Origin of the sequence: Microcella frigidaquae, assembly GCF_014200395.1 — a bacterium.
GTDB lineage: Bacteria > Actinomycetota > Actinomycetes > Actinomycetales > Microbacteriaceae > Microcella > Microcella frigidaquae.
Window position 1 is genome coordinate 1,476,523 of record NZ_JACHBS010000001.1, and the last position, 20,488, is coordinate 1,497,010.

17 protein-coding genes are annotated in these 20,488 nt (G+C 70.1%); 7 read left to right on the forward strand and 10 right to left on the reverse strand.

All coding sequences use genetic code 11. The annotated features are described in order from the left end of the window. The first annotated feature begins 33 nt into the window (after positions 1–33). Together BJ959_RS12995 and BJ959_RS07285 are read left to right on the forward strand one after the other, a co-directional pair. Entirely contained in the window at positions 34–1,269 is a 1,236-nt protein-coding gene (locus tag BJ959_RS12995) for an MFS transporter (RefSeq protein WP_207949115.1), read from the forward strand. A gap of 55 nt (positions 1,270–1,324) precedes the next feature. Then, positions 1,325–2,146 (forward strand): SDR family NAD(P)-dependent oxidoreductase, encoded by an 822-nt coding sequence (locus BJ959_RS07285; RefSeq protein ID WP_153981345.1) that lies wholly within the window; start codon positions 1,325–1,327, stop codon positions 2,144–2,146. 33 nt (positions 2,147–2,179) lie between these two features. Here BJ959_RS07285 and BJ959_RS07290 read toward each other — a convergent pair whose 3' ends face one another. The 8 genes from BJ959_RS07290 to hemE all read right to left on the reverse strand — a co-directional run bounded on the left by BJ959_RS07290 (position 2,180) and on the right by hemE (position 10,629). Then, a complete protein-coding gene (locus tag BJ959_RS07290; RefSeq protein WP_153981344.1) occupies positions 2,180–2,956 on the reverse strand; it encodes a uroporphyrinogen-III synthase in 777 nt (258 codons plus the stop codon). Next, a complete protein-coding gene (locus BJ959_RS07295) occupies positions 2,956–4,329 on the reverse strand; it encodes a glutamate-1-semialdehyde 2,1-aminomutase (protein ID WP_153981343.1) in 1,374 nt (457 codons plus the stop codon). The genes BJ959_RS07290 and BJ959_RS07295 overlap by 1 nt, the downstream gene beginning before the upstream one ends. Continuing rightward, positions 4,326–5,303, reverse strand: a complete 978-nt coding sequence (hemB, locus tag BJ959_RS07300) for a porphobilinogen synthase (protein WP_153981428.1) — start codon at positions 5,301–5,303, stop codon at positions 4,326–4,328. The genes BJ959_RS07295 and hemB overlap by 4 nt, the downstream gene beginning before the upstream one ends. A 47-nt stretch (positions 5,304–5,350) precedes the next feature. Continuing rightward, positions 5,351–6,316 carry a hydroxymethylbilane synthase gene (gene hemC / locus BJ959_RS07305; protein WP_153981427.1) on the reverse strand — a complete coding sequence of 322 codons (966 nt, stop codon included), beginning with the start codon at positions 6,314–6,316 and terminating at the stop codon, positions 5,351–5,353. Continuing rightward, on the reverse strand, positions 6,313–7,455 hold the full coding sequence (locus BJ959_RS07310; RefSeq protein ID WP_341799901.1) for a ferrochelatase: 1,143 nt from the start codon (positions 7,453–7,455) through the stop codon (positions 6,313–6,315). Before BJ959_RS07310 ends, hemC begins: the two co-directional genes overlap by 4 nt. 119 nt (positions 7,456–7,574) lie before the next feature. Continuing rightward, the gene (gene hemQ / locus BJ959_RS07315; RefSeq protein ID WP_153981342.1) at positions 7,575–8,240 is read right to left on the reverse strand and encodes a hydrogen peroxide-dependent heme synthase; all 666 of its coding nucleotides are present in this window, start codon (positions 8,238–8,240) and stop codon (positions 7,575–7,577) included. Beyond that, positions 8,237–9,556, reverse strand: coding sequence for a protoporphyrinogen/coproporphyrinogen oxidase (locus BJ959_RS07320; RefSeq protein WP_153981341.1), 1,320 nt, complete (start codon positions 9,554–9,556; stop codon positions 8,237–8,239). The genes hemQ and BJ959_RS07320 overlap by 4 nt, the downstream gene beginning before the upstream one ends. Further along, a complete protein-coding gene (gene hemE, locus BJ959_RS07325) occupies positions 9,556–10,629 on the reverse strand; it encodes a uroporphyrinogen decarboxylase (RefSeq protein WP_153981340.1) in 1,074 nt (357 codons plus the stop codon). Before hemE ends, BJ959_RS07320 begins: the two co-directional genes overlap by 1 nt. 112 nt (positions 10,630–10,741) lie before the next feature. Between hemE and BJ959_RS07330 the strand changes: the two genes are divergently transcribed. The 3 genes from BJ959_RS07330 (at position 10,742) to BJ959_RS07340 (ending at position 14,776) form a co-directional block, all read left to right on the forward strand. Continuing rightward, a complete protein-coding gene (locus BJ959_RS07330; protein WP_153981339.1) occupies positions 10,742–12,001 on the forward strand; it encodes a glutamyl-tRNA reductase in 1,260 nt (419 codons plus the stop codon). A gap of 3 nt (positions 12,002–12,004) precedes the next feature. Further along, on the forward strand, positions 12,005–12,700 hold the full coding sequence (gene nucS / locus BJ959_RS07335) for an endonuclease NucS (protein ID WP_153981338.1): 696 nt from the start codon (positions 12,005–12,007) through the stop codon (positions 12,698–12,700). A 123-nt stretch (positions 12,701–12,823) separates the two neighbouring features. Further along, positions 12,824–14,776: a DUF7507 domain-containing protein gene (locus BJ959_RS07340; RefSeq protein ID WP_165878986.1), complete on the forward strand. Its 1,953-nt coding sequence runs from the start codon at positions 12,824–12,826 to the stop codon at positions 14,774–14,776. Positions 14,777–14,836: 60 nt separating this feature from the next. On the opposite strand, the gene BJ959_RS07345 is transcribed toward BJ959_RS07340, so the two are convergent. Both BJ959_RS07345 and BJ959_RS07350 read right to left on the reverse strand, forming a co-directional pair. Next, positions 14,837–16,366, reverse strand: a complete 1,530-nt coding sequence (locus BJ959_RS07345; RefSeq protein ID WP_153981336.1) for a hypothetical protein — start codon at positions 16,364–16,366, stop codon at positions 14,837–14,839. A gap of 137 nt (positions 16,367–16,503) precedes the next feature. Next, positions 16,504–17,877, reverse strand: a complete 1,374-nt coding sequence (locus BJ959_RS07350) for a beta-propeller fold lactonase family protein (RefSeq protein ID WP_153981335.1) — start codon at positions 17,875–17,877, stop codon at positions 16,504–16,506. A gap of 159 nt (positions 17,878–18,036) precedes the next feature. Between BJ959_RS07350 and BJ959_RS07355 the strand changes: the two genes are divergently transcribed. Both BJ959_RS07355 and BJ959_RS07360 read left to right on the forward strand, forming a co-directional pair. Continuing rightward, on the forward strand, positions 18,037–18,696 hold the full coding sequence (locus BJ959_RS07355) for an HAD hydrolase-like protein (protein WP_153981334.1): 660 nt from the start codon (positions 18,037–18,039) through the stop codon (positions 18,694–18,696). Between the two features lie 94 nt (positions 18,697–18,790). After that, positions 18,791–20,488, forward strand: coding sequence for an aldehyde dehydrogenase family protein (locus BJ959_RS07360; protein ID WP_153981333.1), 1,698 nt, complete (start codon positions 18,791–18,793; stop codon positions 20,486–20,488).

The window sequence follows — 20,488 nt, forward strand, 5'->3', positions numbered from 1 at the left end:
CGTGCGAGCATCCGCCCCCGTCGAAAGGCCGTCGTGACCACCTCCACCGGCACCCGTCCGTCGCTCGCCGCCTGGCGCCTCGCCGTCTTCGCGGTGTTCGCCATCAACGGGCTCGCGATGGCCACCTGGTTCGCGCGCACGCCCGCCGTGCGCGACGCGCTCGACGTGCGCACCGACGAGTTCGGGTTCCTGATCATGGGCATGGCCGGCGGCTCGATCATCGGCCTGCTCGCCTCGTCGCACATCATCGCCCGCATCGGCTCGCGCACGACGATCCTGATCGCGCTGCTGACGAGCCTCGGCGCGCTCGCCGTCATGGGCTTCGGCGCGGCCACCCTGCAGAGCTTCGCGGTCACCTTCATCGGCCTCGCGCTGTTCGGTGCCGCCTCGGGCCTCACCGACGTCGCGATGAACGTCGAGGGCGCGGGCGTCGAGCAGGCGCAGGGCCGCAGCATCATGCCGTGGTTCCACGCCTCGTGGAGCCTCGGCACGATCACCGGTGCGGGCATCGCCGCCGGGGTCAGCGCCCTGAACATCGGCGTGGATGCGCACACCGCTTTCATGGCGCTCGTGCTCGGTGCCGCCGCGCTCGTCGTCGTGCGGTACCTGCCGAAGAACCGCGCCCTGCCCGGTCTCGACGACGACGGTGACGGCCCGGCCCGCACGACTTTCGGCGAGCGCATGGCGATCTGGCGCGAACCGCGCACACTCCTCATCGGCCTCATCGTGCTCGGCATGGCCTTCGCCGAGGGCTCGGCCAACGACTGGCTCGCCCTCGCGATCGTCGACGACCGCGGGGCCGACGAGGCCACCGGCGCGCTGGCCTTCACGCTCTTCGCCGTCGCCATGACGGCCGGCCGGATCGGCGGGGTGTGGGTGCTCGACCGTTTCGGCCGCGTGCCGGTGCTGCGCGCCTCGGCGCTGCTCGCGTTCGCAGGCCTGGCCCTGCTGATCACGGTCGACAATCCGATCGCGGCGGGCATCGGCATCGTCGCGTGGGGCCTCGGTGCGTCGCTCGGGTTCCCCGTCGGAATGTCGGCCGCCGCCGACGACCCCGCCAAGGCCGCCGCCCGCGTTTCGGCTGTCGCGACCGTTGGTTACTTCGCCTTCCTCGTCGGACCGCCGCTCATCGGGTTCCTCGGCGAAGCGGTTGGGCTGCTCACCGCCTTCTGGATCGTGCTCGTGCTCATCGGGGTCGCGTTCGTCGCAACGCCCGCGGCGCGCGAGGTCGGTGCGGCGGCCGGTTCCGAGCGGGTCGCTGCGCACTAGCGTTGTCGCACCGGGCCCCTCCCGGCAGCGGATGCTCCGCCTCTAGGCTCCTCGCATGACGAGCCCCACGACCGCACGCCCCGCCCTGCCCGCCGACCTCGATCTGACCGGTCGCGCGGCCCTCGTCACGGGGTGCGGATCGGCCTCGGGCATCGGCTTCGCCACCGCTCGCGCGCTCGCCGAGCGGGGTGCCCGCGTCGTGATGACGGCCACGACCGACCGCATCGAGCATCGTGTCGCCGAGCTGGCCGCCGCGGGGTTCGCGACGCACGGGGTCGTCGCGCGGCTCGAGACCGAGCAGGGCGCGACCCGGGCCGTCGCAGCGGCGGTCGGGGCGGTGGGCGAGCTCAGCATCCTCGTCAACAACGCGGGCATGGTGGCGGTCGGCGAGGAGATGCCGCGCGGCGACATCGGCATGAGCGTCGACGAGTGGCGGAGCGCGGTCGACGTGAACCTGACGAGCGTGTTTCTCGTCACGCGCGCGCTGGTGCCGGCGATGCGGGATGCTGGGTGGGGCCGCATCGTCACCGTCGCCTCAACAACCGGGGCCGTGCAGGCGGCGCGCGATGACCTCGGCTATGCGACCGCCAAAGCCGGCGTGCTCGGCTTCACCCGCGGACTCGCCGTCGATGAAGCGCGTCACGGGATCACCGTGAACGCGGTGGCGCCCGGCTGGATCGCCACCGGATCCCAGCTGCCCCAGGAGGCGCAGGAGGGCGAACTGGTGCCGCTCGGCCGAAGCGGCCGGCCCGACGAGGTCGCCAGCGCGATCGCGTGGCTCGCCTCTCCGGGAGCGAGCTACGTCACCGGCCAGTTGCTCGTCGTCGACGGCGGCAATTCGACGGCCGAAGAACGCCGCCCCGGCCTCTGGTCATAACCGCCGCCGATCATTGAAAGCGGATGCGGCACCCTACGACGTGACGGCGGGACGGCTGTCGTCGCGGTTCGTGACGTGGTCGACGAGCGCGCGCACAAGCCCCGCGGCGGAGCGTTCCTCGGCGATGCGGTGGACCGGCAACCCTGCTTCGCGCGCGTCGACAGCGGTGCGGGGGCCGATACACACGATAACCGTGTCGTCGGGCAGGGGTGCGAACTGCTGCGCAAGCTGCCGCGCGATGCTGCCCGAACTGACAACGATCGCGCCGATGCGGCCGGCCGCGATGTCGGCCGCAACCGTTGCCCCGGCAGTGACCCCGACCGTGCGATAGGCCGGCACCGAACGCACCTCAAGCCCACGCGCGGTCAAGCCGCGCACGAGAGTTGGCTCGGCGATCGCGCTCTGTGGAATCAAGACCGCACCCTGCTCGGCGGTGCCCGGCCACTCCGCAACAAGACCCCGCGCCGAATGATCACCGGGAACGAAGTCAACCGAATACCCGGCGGCGTGCAGTGCCTGCGCCGTGCCGTCGCCGACGGCAGCTACCCGGGTGGTCGGAGGAACGCGCACCCCGTGGCGGGCCAGCACCTCCACCGTGGTGGCGCTGGTCACCACGAGCCAGCCGTACGAGCCCGCCTGAAGTGCCTCCAGTTCGCGAGCGAGTCGTTCGGGCTCGCTCGAGGGCGCGAAGGTGATCAGGGGTGCGATGACCGGCTCGGCTCCCTGGGCGCGCAACTGCGCGGCGATGCCGTCACCCCGTGCGCCGCCGCGCGGCACAAGCACGCGCCAGCCGAGGAGGGGCGTCACCACTACGACGCCGCCGGGGCCTTTGCAGCGGCCGCCGCCTTCGCGGCGGGCACGGCGGCGGCCAACACCCGTTCGACGGCCGTGGCGTCGTGCGCGGCCGAGACAAACCAGGCCTCGTACACGCTCGGCGGCAGAGAAACCCCGTGGTCGAGCATCGCGTGAAAGAACGGACCGAAGCGGAACACGTCTTGATCTTGCGCTTCGGCGTAGTTCTGCGGTGCGGTGTCGCGGAAGAAGATCGAGAACTGCGAACCCGTCCACGCCACCGTGTGGGCAACACCTTCAGCGCTGAGGGCCGACGAGAGTCCGTCGGCAATCTCGTGGGCGACCCGCGGCAGGTACTCGTACACTTCCGGGCCAGCGCCACGCAGCATCGCCGCACCCGTCGCGACGGCAACGGGGTTTCCGCTGAGCGTGCCCGCCTGGTAGACGGGGCCGAGGGGGGCGAGCAGGTCAAGAATGTCGGCCCGACCGCCGAGCCCGGCGAGGGGCAGTCCGCCGCCGATGATCTTGCCGAAGGTGGTGAGGTCCGCGTCGTACGGCACCCCTTCACGCTCTTCGAGCCCCCACCAGCCTGCCGCGCTCGCACGGAAGCCGGTCATCACCTCGTCGGCGATCAGCAGGGCGCCGTGAGCGTGCGCGGTGTCGGCAAGCAGCCTATTGAAGCCCGGCTTTGGCGGCACAACCCCCATGTTGGCGGCGGCGGCCTCGGTGATGATCGCGGCGATACGGTCGCCATGCGCCGCGAACACCTCGGCGAGCGCATCCTCATCGTTGTACGGAATCACGATCGTCTGGGCGGCCGTCTCGGGCGTAATCCCCGCCGAACCAGGAATACCGAGGGTCGCGATCCCCGAGCCGGCCTCCGACAGCAGCGAGTCGGAGTGCCCGTGATAGTGCCCGGCGAACTTCACCAACAGCGGTCGCCCGGTCGCCCCACGGGCGAGACGAATGGCCGTCATGGTCGCCTCGGTGCCGGTCGACACCAGACGCAGCTTCTCGATGCCGCGACGCTCAGCTCCGTCTGGCCCGGTCAGGGTCAGACGGTCAAGCACCAGTTCGGCGAGTTCAACCTCGCCGGTCGAGGCGGCGCCGAATCCGAGCCCACGGTCAACGGCGGCGTGAGCGGCCGCAATAACCTCCGGATGCGCATGGCCGAGCAGTGCGGGCCCCCACTGTCCGACGAGATCCACGTATTCGGTGCCCTCCACGTCGACCACGTAGGGGCCGCGGCCGCTCGCCAAGAAGACCGGAGTTCCGCCAACCGAGCGGAAGGCGCGCACCGGCGAGTTGACGCCCCCGGGGGTGACCCGCAGTGCGCGGTCGAACGCTTCGGCGTTCGTGGTGGGCGTGCGGCCCGAGATGAAGCGCGTCATGAGACGAGTCCTTTCTGCACGAGGTCGAGGGCCGCGTAACTGAGCACAACGTCGGCCCCGGCTCGGCGAATCGATACGAGCCCTTCGAGTTGCGCGCGGTCACCGTCGAGCCAGCCGTTCTGCGCGGCGGCCGCGATCATCGCGTACTCGCCCGACACCATGTACGCCCACACGGGCACGGTCGACCGGTCGGCGACCTGCCGCAGCACGTCGAGGTAGGCGAGGGCGGGTTTGACCATGACGATGTCGGCCCCCTCGTCGAGGTCGAGCAGGGCTTCGCGCACCCCCTCACGCCCGTTGGCGGGGTCGAGCTGGTAGGTGCGACGGTCGCCGGTGAGCTGCGATTCAACGGCGTCGCGGAACGGTCCGTAGAAGGCGGAGGCGTACTTCGCCGAGTAGGCAAGGAGGGCGACGTCGGTGTGTCCGGCCGCGTCGAGCGCGGCCCGCACCGCCGCCGTCTGACCGTCCATCATGCCGCTGAGTCCGAGCAGGTGCGAGCCGGCCTCAGCCTGGGCGATCGCCATCGCCGTGTACCGCTGCAGGGTCGCATCGTTGTCGACATGGCCCCGAGCATCCAGGACCCCGCAGTGCCCGTGGTCGGTGAACTCGTCGAGGCAGAGATCGGTCTGCACCACGAGCGCGTCTCCAACCTCGGCGACGATGGCGCGGGTCGCCACATTGAGAATGCCGTCAGGATCGGTCGCGCCTGACCCGATGGCGTCACGCGTCGCCGGAACCCCGAACAGCATGACCCCGCCGAGGCCTGCCTGCGCGGCCTCGGCGACAATGCGCCGCAGACTGTCGAGCGAGTGCTGCTGCACGCCCGGCATCGACGCAATCGGCTGCGGATGCTCCAGGCCCTCCCGCACAAAAAGGGGCAGTACCAGGTGCCGCGGGCGCAGATCGGTCTCGCTGACCAGTCGCCGCATGGCGGCGCTCTGACGCAATCGGCGGGGGCGGATGCTCGGGGCCAGGGCGGCCGTGACAACGTCGTGCCGGAAGGCGTCGTGTGCGGCCGCGGTCACGGGGTTCCTCCGAGCGGGGCGAGGTCGGCGGCTCCCAGCTGCAGCAGTTCGTCGACCACGCGGTGGGCGGCATCGAGTGCCGGGGTGGTGGTGTCGTCAAGGTAGAGAGCGTGCGCGCTCGACACCTGCTCGCCGGTTTCGGGCGAGTACACCCGCGCCGCGAGAAACAGCATGCCGCCGTCGATGAAAGCGTGGGCGCCAAGCGGGGCCGAACAGCCGGCTTCGAGCAGACGAAGCACCGCGCGTTCAGCGTCGACGGCGAGCCGCGTCGAGCGGTGATCGATGGCCTGCAGGGCCGCCTGAAGCGGACCGCGCAGGCCAAGCCGCGTTTCGACGGCGAGCGCCCCCTGGCCGGGGGCCGTGGGCCAACCGTCGATGCCGAAATGTTCGGTGATGACGCCGTCACGCCCAATGCGTTCGAGACCGGCTGCGGCGAGTACGACCGCGTCAAGGTCAGCCTCGACGCCGTCGCGGTCGCCGAGCACGCGAGCGATGCGGGTGTCGACGTTGCCGCGCAGGTCGACAATCTGCAGGTCAGGTCGACGACGCCGCAGTTGGGCGCGGCGGCGAGGCGAGCCCGTACCGACCCGCGCACCGTCGGGTAGCGCGTCGAGGAGGACACCGTCGCGGCTGACCAGCGCGTCGCGAGCGTCAGCCCGTTTCGGCATGGCCGCGACGACGAGCCCGTCATGCGGGGTCGTCGGCAGATCTTTCAACGAGTGCACGACCACGTCGCAATCGCCCGCAAGCAAGGCTTCACGCACCGCGGCGACGAAGACACCAACACCGCCCATGCTGGCCAGCGACGCCGTCGAGGTGTCTCCGTGGGTGGTGATCGGAACCAGCTCGACGGGGCTACCGGTTCGGGCCGCGATCGAGTCGGCCACCCGCTGCGATTGCGCGAGGGCGAGCGCACTCCCGCGCGTGCCGAGCCGGATCGGGGCGGTCTCGGCAGCGCTCACGGCTGCAAACCTGAGATCGCCGGTTTGAAGCCGGCGCGCACGTTTTCGCAGCAGCCCGGACGGCACACGTCGTACCAGGGTCCGAGAGTGGTCTCACGCACCCGCTCGTTACTGGGGGTGCCCTTCAGTCGCTCCTCGATGAGGTCGACGAGCCCGCTGACGTAGACCGGGTCGACACCGGGAGTCGGCACACGCACGGCACGCAGACCATGCTCCTCGCAGGTCTCGAGCGCCTCGGTGTCGAGGTCCCACATGACCTCCATGTGGTCACTGACGAAGCCGACCGGCACGATCACAATCGCTGTGGCACCCGAGGCGGCGTGGTCGGCGATCGCATCGTTGATGTCGGGCTCGAGCCACGGCTGGCTGGGGGGGCCCGAGCGGCTCTGGTAGACGAGTTGCCAGTCAACGTCGGGCAGCGCGGGGTACTCGTCGCGCAGTTCGGCGAGCGCCTTGCGCATGATCACCTCGCTCACGGCGAGATGCTGAGCGGCGTACGCTCCCCCCTCGCCCCAGTCGACGTCGCGCGGGCCGCTCCGTTCGGCGTCGGCCGTCGGAATGCTGTGGGTGGCAAACAGTACGCGCGTTGTGGTGAGGTCAACGCCGTCGTTCAGGAACGTGCGCAGAGCATCCACGACGCCGGTGACGAAGGGCGCGACGAAGCCGGGCGCGTCAAAGAATTGGGCCACCTTGTCGATGCGCACCTGACCCCACAGGCCGGTCTCGTCGAGGGCGCGAGCGAAATCTTCGCGGTACTGCCGGCAGCTCGAGAAGCTGGAGTACGCGCTGGTGGCGAGACCCAAGATTGTGCGGTGACCGTCATCGAAGGCCTGCTGCAGCGCTTCGGGGAGGTACGGGCTCCAGTTGCGGTTGCCCCAGTAGACCGGCAGGCCGAGTCCACGGCGGTCAACCTCAGCTTGCAGGGCAGCCTGCAAGTCGCGGTTCTGCTGGTTGATTGGGCTCACTCCCCCGAAGTGCCGGTAGTGGTGGGCGACCTCTTCGAGACGCTCGTCAGGGATGCCGCGGCCGCGGGTGACGTTGCGCAAGAAGGGGATCACGTCGTCTTGACCTTCGGGGCCGCCAAAGCCGGCGAGGATCACCGCGTCGTAAGCGACGGGCTGCTCGACACGTCCGGGCACCGCGTAGACCTGCGCCGTGTCAGTGGCCGCACGAGCGAACTGCTCGCCCTCGTATCGGCCGTCGGTCAGGTCAACAACGACGGCCTTGCCGTCGGGGCCGAGCCCGTTGTTCGTGATGGTCACGCGAGCACCTCCAGAATTTCGTCATCGATCGAGGCCGGGTTCAGGCGCCGGCCGGTAAAGAAGGGAACCTCTTCGCGGACGTGGCGACGCGCTTCGGTGTAGCGCAGGTCGCGCATCATGTCGACGAGGTCGAGCGCGTTGTCACTTTCGAGCCCGAGCAGCCACTCGTAGTCGCCGAGCGCGAAACTCGCCACGGTGTTCGCGAGCACCTCGGTGAAGGCGCTGCCCTTGCGGCCGTGCTCGGCGAGCATTTCCCGTCGCTCGGCTTCGGGCAGCAGGTACCACTCGTACGAGCGCACGAACGGGTACACGCACAGCCACGTTTTCGGCTCTTTGCCCAGCATGAAGGCAGGAGCGTGGCTCCGGCTGAACTCGGCCTGCACGTGCACACCCATCGCGTTCCAGGTCGGAAGCAGGTTCTGCAGCAGGGGTGCCCGGCGAAGCGTGCGTAAGGCTGCCTGCAGGCCGTCGGGGGTTTCGCCGTGCATCCAGATCATGATGTCGGCGTCGGCCCGCAAGCCGCCCACGTCGTAGATGCCGCGAACGGTGACCCCCGTCGCGGTCACCGCCTCCACCGCTTCCGCGACTCCGGCTCCCGTGCTGGGGCGCAGGGCGTCCCTCTTGAATACGGCGTACAGGGTGTACGCGAGCGTCTCGGTCATGCTGCGCTCTCTTTCTGTTCGTTGCTCGGTGGGGCGTTGTCGGTGGGTGCACCGAATTCGTGGGCGGTGTCAACGGCGTGCGCGATCACGGCCGCGAGGCCGGTGCCGGCCACTTGCTCGCCAATGAGGGGAAGCTCGTTGTCGACGGTGATGCGCTGAGCGCGATTCCAGCTGACCGTCTCGACATGCTCAATGCTGTCGGCCGGGATGCTCACGCCCAGCAGTACGGAGGCATCGCGGCGGGCCTGCTCGACGTCGACCGGTTGCTCGTAGCTGAGCCGCACGATCTCTCGCCCCGCGGCGCGCTCACGCAGCCCCGGCCACTTCGCGGTCGCGTGGGTGAGCGCTCGAGCCTGAACCGTGCTGCCGCGTGCGACGAGCACACCCGTGCCGCGGGGGGCCGTGACCAGTGCGTCACGGTAGGGGCCGTCGGCGGCGAGCACCAGCGTCACGAGGTGGGTCTGGGTCGTACCACCCGTTTCGCCATGCTCGTTCGCGACGATTCCCGGAGCGGCAACCAGCACCCGACCGCTGATCACATGCTCGTCTCCCCCGTCGCCGGCCACCACAACGTGGTCGGGGTGGGCGGCAATGACCCGCACGCCATAGTCGATCGCAACCCCAAAGCGGTCGAGTTCGGCGAGCAGGGCATCAACGAGAGTGGTCATGCCGCCGTCGATGCGGGCCACCAACGATCCGGCGGGTGCGTCAATGCGCATCCGCATGACAGCTCGGGCCAGCGAGTTTTCCCGCAACAGGTGATGCCGCAGCCCCGGCACCGAGGTGAGCGGCAACTGGTCGGGGTGTACCGAGTGGATTCCTTCGACGACGGGGGCGACGAGTCGCTCGAGAACCGCGGCGCCCATGCGCCGACGAACCACGCCGCCCACGGTGGTCATCCGGGAGCCGATCGGGCCGGGCAACAACGCGTCAAGTTGAGCTCGCCATGCGCCGCGGCGCCCGACCACGCGAACGACGTCGGCGGCGAGCGGTGCCGAGGGAATCCCGAGCAGGCTCACCGCCGGCAAGGGCACGAGATCGTTTTCGGGGGTGCACAACCAGGCGGGAGCATCCAAGGGCGATTCGATGCGGTCGGCGAGGCCAAGCCGCTCGAGGTAGTCGCGCACGAGTCCGCCCCGCGTGGCAAACGCTTCGGCTCCGAGGTCGATCCGCACGCCGTCGACCGTTGCGGCGGCAATCTGCCCTCCGGCGCGATCAGAGGCCTCGAGCACCCGAACGGTGTGACCCAGCAGCACCAGTTCGCGAGCGGCGACAAGTCCGGCGATCCCCGCGCCGACGACGATCGTGTCGGTCATTACTCTCGGCTCGCCGCGTCATGCTCGTGAATGTAGGCCACCAGTCGGGTCAAGACGTCGGGATCGGTCTCGGGCGGAACACCGTGGCCAAGGTTGACGACGTGGGCGGGGGCGCGCTGACCGCGGCGCAACACATCATCGACATGCTCACGCAGCACCGGCCACGGTGCCGATAGCAGCGCCGAATCGATGTTGCCCTGCAGTGGTTTCGTGTCGCCGATCACCCTGCTTGCCTCGTCGAGCGGAATCCTCCAGTCGATACCGATGGCATCAACGTCGAAGGCGGCGATCTGCGTCAGAATGCGGTCAGTTCCCAATCCGAAATGGATGCGCGGCACATCAAGCCCGTCGAGGTGGGCCAGTGCGCGTCGGGTGTGCGGGGCGACCGAACGCTCGTAGTCGAGGGCCGACACGGTTCCGACCCACGAGTCGAACAGTTGCGCCGCCGACGCCCCGGCCTCAACCTGCGCGCGCATGAACTGCCCGGTGATGTCAGCACACCAGTCGAGCAGCGTCGCCCACGATTGTGGGTCGGCGTGCATCATGGCTCGAGCGCGCGCCTGATCTTTCGAAGGCCCGCCCTCGATGAGGTACGCGGCGATCGTGAAGGGAGCGCCACCGAAGCCGATCAGCGGGGTTGACCCGAGTTCGGCGACGGTGAGCGCAACCGCCGCCCGAATGGGTTCGAGGGCTTCAGCGTCGAGGGGCCGCAGGCGTGCCAGGTCAGATGCGGAGCGAATCGGATCGTCGAGCACGGGCCCCCGCCCCGGCTCAATCCGGATCGGAAGGCCGGCGAGAAGCACGGGAACGACGATGTCGCTGAAGAAGATTCCGGCGTCGACACCGTGGCGGCGCACCGGCTGCAGGGTGATCTCGCTCGCCAGTTCGGGAGTCAGGCACGCCTGCAACATGTCGCCGCCCGCGCGCAGCGCGCGGTACTCCGGCAACGACCGACCGGCCTGCCGCATGAACCAAACGGGCAGGCGGGGGCCGCGTTCGCCCCGAAGCGCACGCACGAGGGGGGCCGAGGTCGTTCGGCCGTCCATGATCGGGTGCTGTTCAGTCAGGGTCACTCATCAAGGATAGGCTCCGCAGACTGCGAGACCTCCCGGAGGGGCGTACCCCGCCCTGCCACTCCGCCACCGGTCAGATTCGGTGGTGCGCCTGCGCGTAGACTGTTCTCCCGTGCTCCTCTGCATCACCGCGAACCACCGCAACACGCCGTTTGATGCGCTCGAACGGCTTGCTGTCGACGGTGAAGAGTTCGCCCGCATGGCGCGGGGCTCGCATGACGCCGTGCAGGGTGCCGTCGCTCTGGCAACCTGCAATCGCCTCGAGGTGTACCTCGACGTCGATGCCCCGCCCATCAAAGCTCACGCGATCGCGCAGCAAAGCTTCCGTCAAACGCTGGAACAACTGGCCGGGCCTGAGGTGCTGACCGCAGCTGCAGGTGTCGAGTTGATTGACGACGCCGCGGCCGTTCACCACCTTTTCTCGGTGTGCGCGGGGCTTGACTCTGTCGCCGTCGGCGAAGAAGAGATTGCTGGTCAGGTTCGCCGTGCGGCCGCCACGGCGCGCGAGATCGGCGCCAGTTCGGGGCGTCTCGATCACGTCCTCCAAGAGGCCGTTCGTACGGCACGGCGAGCCCGCGCCCACGGCGACGCCAGTAAGACTGATCGCTCGTTGGCCCGACTGGCACTGGACATGGTTGAAAGTCGCATCGCCGATTGGGGGAGCACGCGCGTGCTGCTCGTCGGCACGGGTCGCTACGCGGCGACGACGGTTGCCTCGCTGGTCGAGCGGGGCGCTCGGCAGATCACGGTGTACTCGCCGACGGGGCGAGCGCAAATGTTCGCCACGCGCTACGGACTCACCCCGACCAACGACCTGCGCGACGCTCTCGCCACGAACGATGTCGTCATCACCTGCACCACGCGGCTGTCGGTGAACGCCGATGATGTTCCCGAGGGTACGCACGCTCTCGTCGTCGACCTCGGCCTGCCGCGCAATGTTGACCCCGCGGTGGGGGACGTCGACGGCGTTTCGCTACTCGACCTCGAGACGATTCGCCTCCACGCTCCGCTGCTGCACTGGTCGGCCGAAGAGGATGCGCGCGCCGTCGTCGACTCGGCCGCCCACGCCTACACCACCTCGGCCTCGGTCGAACCCGCGATTGTCGCGTTACGCGAACACGTTCTCGCCGTCGTCGAACGGGAGATCGAACGCACGCAGTCCCGCGATCACGACGGTCGCATCGCGGAAGCTCTGCGGCACCTCTCGGGCGTTCTCTTGCACACCCCCTCGACGTTGGCCCGCCATCACGCGGCGGCCGGCCGCTCTGACCAGGTGATGGCAGCCGTGTCGACACTCTTCGGTCTGACCGTCGACGGGCACGAACAATCACAGGCATCACCAGAGCACCTGCGCCGCGACCTCCGGGCATAACGGGTGCGTCTCGTCATTGCCCGCTGCTCGGTCGACTACGCCGGTCGGCTCAGCGCGCACCTGCCGCTCGCGACGCGCCTGCTGATCCACAAGAGCGACGGCAGCCTGCTCGTGCACGCCGATTCCCTCAGCTACAAGCCACTCAACTGGATGAGCCCGCCGTGCACGCTCGTCGTCGATGAGCCCGACGACGACCAGCGCGAGGCCGGCGTGGTCGAGCTGTGGCGCGTCACGCACGCGAAGACGGCCGACCTGCTCGTGGTGAGCATCCACGAGGTGCTGCACGACTCGGCGCACGAGCTTGGCGTCGACCCGGGTCTGCAGAAAGACGGTGTCGAGGCCCACCTGCAGAAGCTGCTGGCCGAGCACATCGAGCTGCTTGGGCCGGGCTTCACGCTCGTGCGCCGCGAGTACATGACGGCGATCGGCCCGGTCGACATTTTGGCGCGCGACGCGAGCGGAGCGTCCGTTGCCGTCGAGATCAAGCGCCGGGGCGGCATCGACGGTGTCGAGCAGCTGACGCGCTACCTCGAGCTCATGAACCGCGACCCGCTGCTCGCGCCGGTGGCCGGCGTGTTCGCCGCGCAGGAGATCACGCCGCAGGCGCGCACGCTCGCCGAAGACCGCGGCATCCGCTGCCTGCTGCTCGACTACGACGCCATGCGCGGCATGGACGACGGGGTTCCGCGCCTCTTCTAGTTGCTCGCGCGCACCCCGCCTTTTGGGAGTGGGATGCGGAGCCTTTCCCAGCCAGAACCCCTCCCGCCCCGGCACAAGGCTGGATACTCTTCACTTTCACCCACTCGCAGGGAGCCCGAACCCGTGCAGCACTACCCGAATTCTCGCGCGCGCCGTCGTGCCGCGGCGGCCGCCTGGGCCGTCACGCTCGGCCTGGCGGGCGTCGTCGTGCCCACCTCTCCCCTCTCGCCGGCCGCGGCACTGCAGAGCCCCACCGCCTGCGCGCCCGTCGCGCTCGAGAACGGGTCGTTCGAGACCCCGAGCATCGCCGCCAACAGCTGGTCGTCGGTGCTCGAGTCGGCCGTTCCCGGCTGGGAGACCAGCGCGACCGACAACCGCATCGAGATCTGGCGCTCACCGTTCCAGGGCGTGCCGGTGCCGCAGGGCTCGCAGTTCGCGGAGATCAATGCGAACCAGCGGGCGACGATGTTCCAGGACATCGCCACGACCCCGGGCGAGACGATCCGCTGGCAGGTGCAGCACCGCGGCCGCACCGGCGTCGACGTCATGGAGGTGCGCCTGGGCGCGCCCGACACGACCCTCGCACTGCAGACGACGGCGTCGACCGGTCTCACCTGGACCACCTACTCCGGCCTGTACACCGTTCCGGCCGGGCAGACGACGACGCGGCTCGCGTTCGTGTCGATCAGCAGCGCCAACGGCAACGCCACCTTCGGCAACTTCATCGACGACGTCTCGGTGACCTCGAGCGCCTGCCTCGTCACGACCAAGAGCGTCGACACCTCCGCCGCGAGCGACCCCGTGCGCCTCGGCGAGACGCTCACCTACACGATCGCGACGCGCAACGACGGGGGCGCCGCAGCGACGGGTGTCGTGCTCAGCGACGTGCTGCCGGCCGGCGTGACGCTCGTGCCCGGATCCCTGAACTCTGACCTCGGCACGTACGACCCGGCGACGCGCGAGCTGCGGGTGCCGGTCGGCGCGGGGGCGACGGAGTCGTCGGGCGGAAGCCTCGCGGTCGGAGCATCCGCCGCGGTCAGCTTCTCGGTCGTCGTCGACGACGTCGCCGCGCTGGCGGGGGTCGAGAACACGGCGACCGCGCAGTTCACCGACACCGTCACCGCAACGGCCATGACGTCGACCTCGAACACGACCGAGACCGCCGTCGCACCGGATGCGCCCGCGCTCTCGATCGTGACCACCGGCACGGTGAGCCCGGCCGAGCGGCAGGACGCCGCGGCCGTCGGCGACACGATCACCTGGTCGTACCTCGTCACCAACACCGGCGACGTCACGCTGACCGACGTCGGCGTCATCGACACCGAGGGCGGCACGATCACCTGCGTTCCGACCACGCTCGCGGTCGACGAGACGGCGACGTGCACCGCCACCGCGGTGCGCACGGTCGACGCGGCCGACCTCGGCGCCGGCTCGGTGGCCAACGGCGCCGTCGCGCGGGCGACGCCGCCGTTCGGGGCCGCGGCCGTCGAGTCGGCCGAGTCGATCGCCACGATCAGCACGGCCGCTCTGCAGCCGGCGATCACCGTGGCCGTGACGCACGAGAACCTGAGCGCGACCGACCCAGGCGGCACGCCGATCGCGGGCGACCGCATCCGTGCCTGGTTCACCGTCACGAACGCCGGCAACGCGCCGCTCGACAACGTCACCGTCGATGACCCCGTCTTCGGCACCGTCACGTGCGATGCGATCGCCCTCGAACCGGGCGCGTGGACGACGTGCTGGGCCGTCGACGAGTACATCGTGACCGACGACGACGCTCTCGCGGGCACCATCTCGCGCACCGTCCGCGCCGCCGGTGTCTCGGTGGTCGGCGTGACGGACGTCGTCTGGGACGACGAGCTCGCCGCCCTGCCGGTCGACAGCGACCTGCCGACGCTGCCGCTGCCCGACGACGAGGGCGAGGGCGACGCGAGTGACGATGCCGCCCTCACCGGCGGTGGGCTCGCGGCGACCGGTCCATCGCCCGCTCTGCCCCTGCTGCTTGCGCTCGCTCTGGCGCTGTCGGTGGCCGGGGCGCTGACGCTGCGCTCACTCCGTTCGCGCGCCGCACGCTAGGCGGCCGCATCGACGAACTGCCCCGGCTTCAACCAGCCGGGGCAGTTCGAGGCGGTTCGATCAGGCGGTCGTCGTGGATGCCCGCCGCGCGCCGCGCAGGGCCATGAGCGCGGCACCCGCGAGGGCGAGGGTGAGACCGGCCAGGCCCGCACCGACGGCCACCGGCGAGGCACCGGTCGCGGCGAGCTGGAGCTGCTGCCCGTTGACCGCGACCACGTAGCAGTTCTCGTCGATCTCGACGTACTGCGAGGCGCTCACCTCGGCGTCCTGCGAGAAGCCGACGAGGCGCAGCTCGTGCTCACCGGGGATGCACGCCTCCTCCGGAATGATGACCTCGTTCGAGAACGAGCCGCTCGGGTCGGTGATGCCGGAGTACAGCTCGATCGGGTCGGAGTACATGGTGAGGGTGTAGGCGCTCTCGGGGTCGAGGCCCGAGCCCTCGAGCAGCGCACTGTTGCCGGCATAGATGTCGCCGGGGCCGAAGTCGAGAGCGAGGGCGAGATCCGGCGCCGTGATGTCGCCGTAGTCCCCGGGCCCCGTCGTGCCGGTGCCGGCTCCGTTGGTCGCCGCGGCGATGCAGTCGTAGGTCTCGGCCGCCGTGAACCCGTTCACGGTGACAGGCATCGAGGTGCCGGTGCCGGTGAGGATGTCCGTCGGATCGGCGATGTTGGTGCAGGTCACGGCCCAGCTGGTGACGACGACGTCTTCGGCGAAGGCCCAGATCTGGGCGGAGGCGCCCCCGTTGACCCAGGCGTGGCGGTCGATGTAGGGCGCGGGGATGCTCTCGACGCGGAAGAGGGTCTCGGCGACGCTCTGGCGACCGGCCGCATCGACGATCTCCGTCTTGAAGGCCCAGAACGACCCGGCGACGTAGATGTCAGCCCAGACCTCACCGACGCCGCAGTGCTCCGCCCCGATCTCGAGGGCGCCGCCGCTGAAGGTCGAGCACGGCAGGGCGTTCGAGCCGAGGAACGGGCTGTTGGAGTCGGACACGACCGACCAGGACGCGGCGCCCGGCGCTGCGTACGAGACCATCGTGGTCGTGCCGTCGAGCGCGAGGGGCGCGTAGATGATCGGCGAGGTCAGGCGCGGCGCGACGCTGTAGACGCCGCCGCTCTTGCTGAACCGCACCCACTGCGAGAAGTCCTCCGCCGCGCTGTTCGAGATGTCGTCCACGCGGCAGCATTCCTCGACGTAGAGCTCGTACAGTCCGTCGGGCAGGCTCGACAGGTCGCCCTGGAACGTCTCGACGACCTGGGCGTACAGCGGCTCATCCGACTCGACCTCGCTGATCACCTCGAGCGTCACGCCGGTCGAGATGCCCGTGCCGGGTGCGTCGGCATACGAGGAGATCGCGCGAACATCGGTCGTGTTGCCAAGCCCGACGAAGGTGTCGTGGTCGTTGCTGGCCCAGGCGGTCACGATCTCCCAGGTGGCGGTGTCGCCGGAGACCGAGAAGTCGGGGCCGCTGGCGCGGAAGTGGCTGGCCGAGGCGGCGCTGGCGAGCACGCCGGTCGCGGTAGCCGCGAGGGCGACGACGGCGAGCGCCGCGGTCGCCCGCGACCGCAGCAGGCGGGAGGGGTTCGTCACGGGGATGTCCTTTCGGGTGACGAGGGCAGAGGACTCCGCGAGTGAATCAGAAAAGAATCAGCTTCTACTAATGTCCGATCGCCGCGGGCGTTCGCAAAGCGTCAATACGCTCGCGAGTCTTGGCGGTCGAGCCTCGATCAGGCTCTGCCGATGGAACTGCGATGAGCCCGCCCGCCGCGCGCGAGCAGTAACGCGCCGAGGAGGATCCCCGCTGCCCCCGCGCCCATCGCGAGCGACCAGGGAGCGCTCCCCGTCGCGGCGAGTTCCGGCGTGGGCGCCACGTCGACGGTGCCGACGTAGGTCGCCGTCACCGTCTGGACGACGTTGGTGGCGGAGAGGGTGAACTCGAAGTCACCCGCGGTCGTCGGAGTGCCCGAGATCACGCCGGACTCGGTGTCGAGACTCAGTCCCGCCGGCAGTGCGCCGTCGGAGATGGCGAAATCGGCGCCAGGCGTTCCGGACGACACCGCGGCGCGGAACGTCACGGGAGCGCCCACAACGAGAGTCGGAAGGGTGTCGGTGTCGGCCAGCACGGCGGGCGTCTCGATGGTGACAACCGAGACGGTGCCGCTGTTCTGGTTGGCGACCCAGGCGAGGGTGCCGTCGGGCGAGAACGCCATGGCTCGTGCACCCGACTGCACGGCGATCTCCGAGCCGCGGGTTGCCCCGGCTGCGAGGTCGACGACCGAGACGGTGCTCGGGCCGAGGTTCACGACGTACGCCGTGGTGCCGTCGGGGGTCACGGCGACCTCCCACGGGCTGTTTCCGACCGTGATCGGGCTCGTCGTCGTGCGGGTGGCGACGTCGATGACCGAGACCGTGTTGTTGCCATGGTTGGTGACGTAGGCCGTGGCGCCATCGGGCGCGAAGGCGACGCCGAGGGGAGCCGGACCCACCGGAATGGTCGCCACGACCGACGCCGTGGCCGTATCGATCACCGAGACGGTGTCGGCACCGATATTGGTCACGAAGGCCTCCGCGCCATCCGGCGACACGGCGACTCCGAAGGGCTGGTCGCCGACCGCGATCGGGGTGCCTGTCGTGCCGGCTGCGACATCGATCACCGAGATGGTGTCGCTCGCGCGGTTTGTGACATACGCCGTCGAGCCGTCCGGGGTCACCGCGACATCGTGGGGCGATTGGCCGACGGCGATGGAGGATGCGGCCGTGCTGGTAGCCACGGTGATCACCGACACCGTGTTGCTGTCGAGATTCGTGACGAAGGCCGTCGACCCGTCCGGAGTGAAGGCCACCCCATGCGGCCGTGCACCCACGGAGATGGTCGCCGTCACCGCCTGCGTGTCGGCGTCGATGACCGAAACGGAGTTGCTGTTCAGGTTCGTCACGTACACGAGCGAGCCGTCGGGCGAGACGGCGACTCCGACCGGCAGGGCTCCGACGGAGATGGTGGCGACGACGGTAGCTGCCGATGCCGGCAGCGCGCCCAGCGAGATCAGCAATGCGGCCGAGACGGCGGTCACGGCCGCCCCGCGCGTGAGGTCGAGAGACACGAGAGGCTCCGATTCGAAGAAGTCGCGGTGACCGCGGGTCAGCCGAACGAGAAGGGGTGCGGTGCGCCATGGTCTCAAGGTCGCCGACCAGACGCACCTGACGGGGGCGGCCCCGCGTTCGCCTTGCGCCAATGCGGCTCTGGATACGCTCAGAGCCTCATGACATCCCTCCCCTACACCGCGATCCTGCTCGACCTCGACGGCACGATCACCGACTCGGCGCCCGGCATCACCGACACGCTGGCCTACACGTTCGCGGCTCTGGGGCGGCAGGTGCCCGATGCCGACGAGCTGCTGCGCTACGTCGGCCCGCCGATTCTCGACTCGTTCCGCGACCGCGCCGGCATGACCCTCGACGAGCGGATGCGGGCGCTCGAGATCTACCGCGAGCGGTACCTCGACCGCGGCGCCTACGACGCCGTGCTCTACCCCGGCATGGGCGAGCTCGTGCGCGATATCGCCGAGGCGGGCATCCCCCTCAGCCTCGCGACCTCCAAGCCCGAGCTGCCGGCGACGCTCATGCTCGAGCACTTCACGATCGCCCAGCACTTCACGATCATCACCGGCGCGTCGGCCGACGAGACCCGCAGCGCGAAGGCCGACGTGGTCGCCGAGGCCCTGGTGCGCCTGCGCGCGATGGATGCCGATCTCTCGCGCCCCGTCATGGTCGGCGACCGCGTGCACGACGTCGAGGGGGCTGCCGCCCACGGCATTCCGACCATCGCGGTGCGCTGGGGCTACGGCGATGACGCCGAGCACGCGCACGCGGTGGCGGTCGCCGACGATGTCGCCGCGCTGCGGGGGCTGCTCGGCCTGTAGCCCCCGCACAAAGGGGGAGGGAGCCTCCGGCCGCCGCGAGTAGGGTCGAAGCGCTGTCGCCTCACTGACGAGGGGCAGCGGAAGGACGCCTGAGATGGCCACGATCGCCGAGCTCGAGCCCACCCTCCGCACCCTGCGCGCGGGGGCGGAGCACTGGGTGCGCATGACGATGCCCGAGCGGCGCGCGCTGCTGCGCGCCATCCGCGCCGCCGCTCTCGAGGCGGCCCCCGCCTGGGTCGAGGCGGCGTGCGCGGTGAAGCGCATCGACCCGCACAGTCCCGCCGCGGGCGAGGAGTGGTCGAGCGGCCCGTACGCGCTCATCAGCGCGACGAGTGCGATCGAGAAGACCCTCGGCCTGCTCGAGAAGGGCCGCTCGCCGCTCGACGAGGTCGAGCTCGGCACGGCTCCGGGGGGTCGAACGACGCTCAAGGTCTTTCCGTATCTCACGAAAGACCTCGTGCTGCCTGGCTACGAGGCGCGGCTGTGGCTGCGGCCGGGCGTCTCGCTCGACCAGGCGCGCCGCGGCATCGCGCGCGCGCTGCGCGACCCGAACCGCCCGGCCCGCGTCACTCTCGTGCTCGGTGCGGGCAACATCACGGGCATTCCCGCCCTCGACGTGCTGACCGCGCTCTACGGCGAGGCCTCGGCCGTGATCGTCAAGCTCAACCCCGTCAACAGCGCCATCGGCGATGCCCTGCGCGCCGCGTTCGCGCCTCTCATCGAGCTGGGCGTCGTGCACATCACCGAGGGCGACCACGAGCTGGGCGCCGCCCTCATCGCGCATGACGCGGTGGATGCGGTGCACATCACCGGCAGCAAGCACAGCCATGACGCCATCGTCTGGGGCACCGACGCCGAGGCCGCGAAGCGCAAGAAGGCCGGCACGCCCCTGCTGACGAAGCCGATCACGAGCGAGCTCGGCGGCGTCGGCCCGTCGATCGTGGTGCCGGAGGACGGCTGGACGAGCGAGAACGTCGACGAGATCGCACGCGCGATCGCCACCGAGCGCCTGCACAACAGCGGCTTCAACTGCGTCGCGACGCAGATCGTCGTCATCCCGGCCGCGTGGCAGCGCGCCGACGAGTTCGTCGAGGCGCTCAAGCGGCGGCTCGCCGAGGCGCCCGAGCGGCCGGCCTACTACCCGGGAGCATCCAGCCGCCAGCTCGCGACCGTCACCGTGCACCCCGAGGCGAGCGTGCTCGGCGGCGACCCCGAGGCTCCGCGCACCCTCGTCGACCACCTCGACCCCGAGAAGGCCGACGAGCACCTGTTCACGGTCGAGGCGTTCGGCCCGGTGCTCGGCGTCGTGCGGCTGCCCGGCTCGCGTGAACCGCAGGCGTTCCTCGACGCCGCCGTGCGCTTCGCCAACGATCGCCTGGTCGGGCACCTGGGCGCGGGCATCCACATCCACCCCCGCACGCGCGAGGCGCTGGGCGAGCACTTCGATCGCGCCGTCGCCGAGCTGCACTACGGCACGATCGGCATCAACGCCTGGACGGGCACGGTGTTCGGCATGCCCGGCGGCAGCTGGGGCGCCTACCCGGGCAACACGCTCGCCGAGGTCGGCAGCGGCATCGGCGTGGTGCACAACGCGCTGCTGCTCGACCCCGAGCATGTCGAGCGCACGGTCGGCTCGGGCGTGTGGAAGCCCTCGCCCACCCCGCTGTGGTTCGTCGACAACCGCACGGCGCACGTCACCGCGCGGCGCCTCACGCGGTTCGCGGGCATCGACTCGTGGGTCATCGCCGCCCCCATCGGCGCCGCCGCCATCGACAGCTATCGAAAGGGATGA

Bases quoted from the DNA above. Each gene is read 5' to 3' on its own strand.
- BJ959_RS07355 (WP_153981334.1), top strand. From the start codon at position 18,037: ATGACATCCCTCCCCTACACCGCGATCCTGCTCGACCTCGACGGCACG.
- BJ959_RS07360 (WP_153981333.1), top strand. From the start codon at position 18,791: ATGGCCACGATCGCCGAGCTCGAGCCCACCCTCCGCACCCTGCGCGCG.
- hemQ (WP_153981342.1), bottom strand. From the start codon at position 8,240: ATGACCGAGACGCTCGCGTACACCCTGTACGCCGTATTCAAGAGGGAC.
- BJ959_RS07320 (WP_153981341.1), bottom strand. From the start codon at position 9,556: ATGACCGACACGATCGTCGTCGGCGCGGGGATCGCCGGACTTGTCGCC.
- BJ959_RS07295 (WP_153981343.1), bottom strand. From the start codon at position 4,329: ATGACGCGCTTCATCTCGGGCCGCACGCCCACCACGAACGCCGAAGCG.
- BJ959_RS07285 (WP_153981345.1), top strand. From the start codon at position 1,325: ATGACGAGCCCCACGACCGCACGCCCCGCCCTGCCCGCCGACCTCGAT.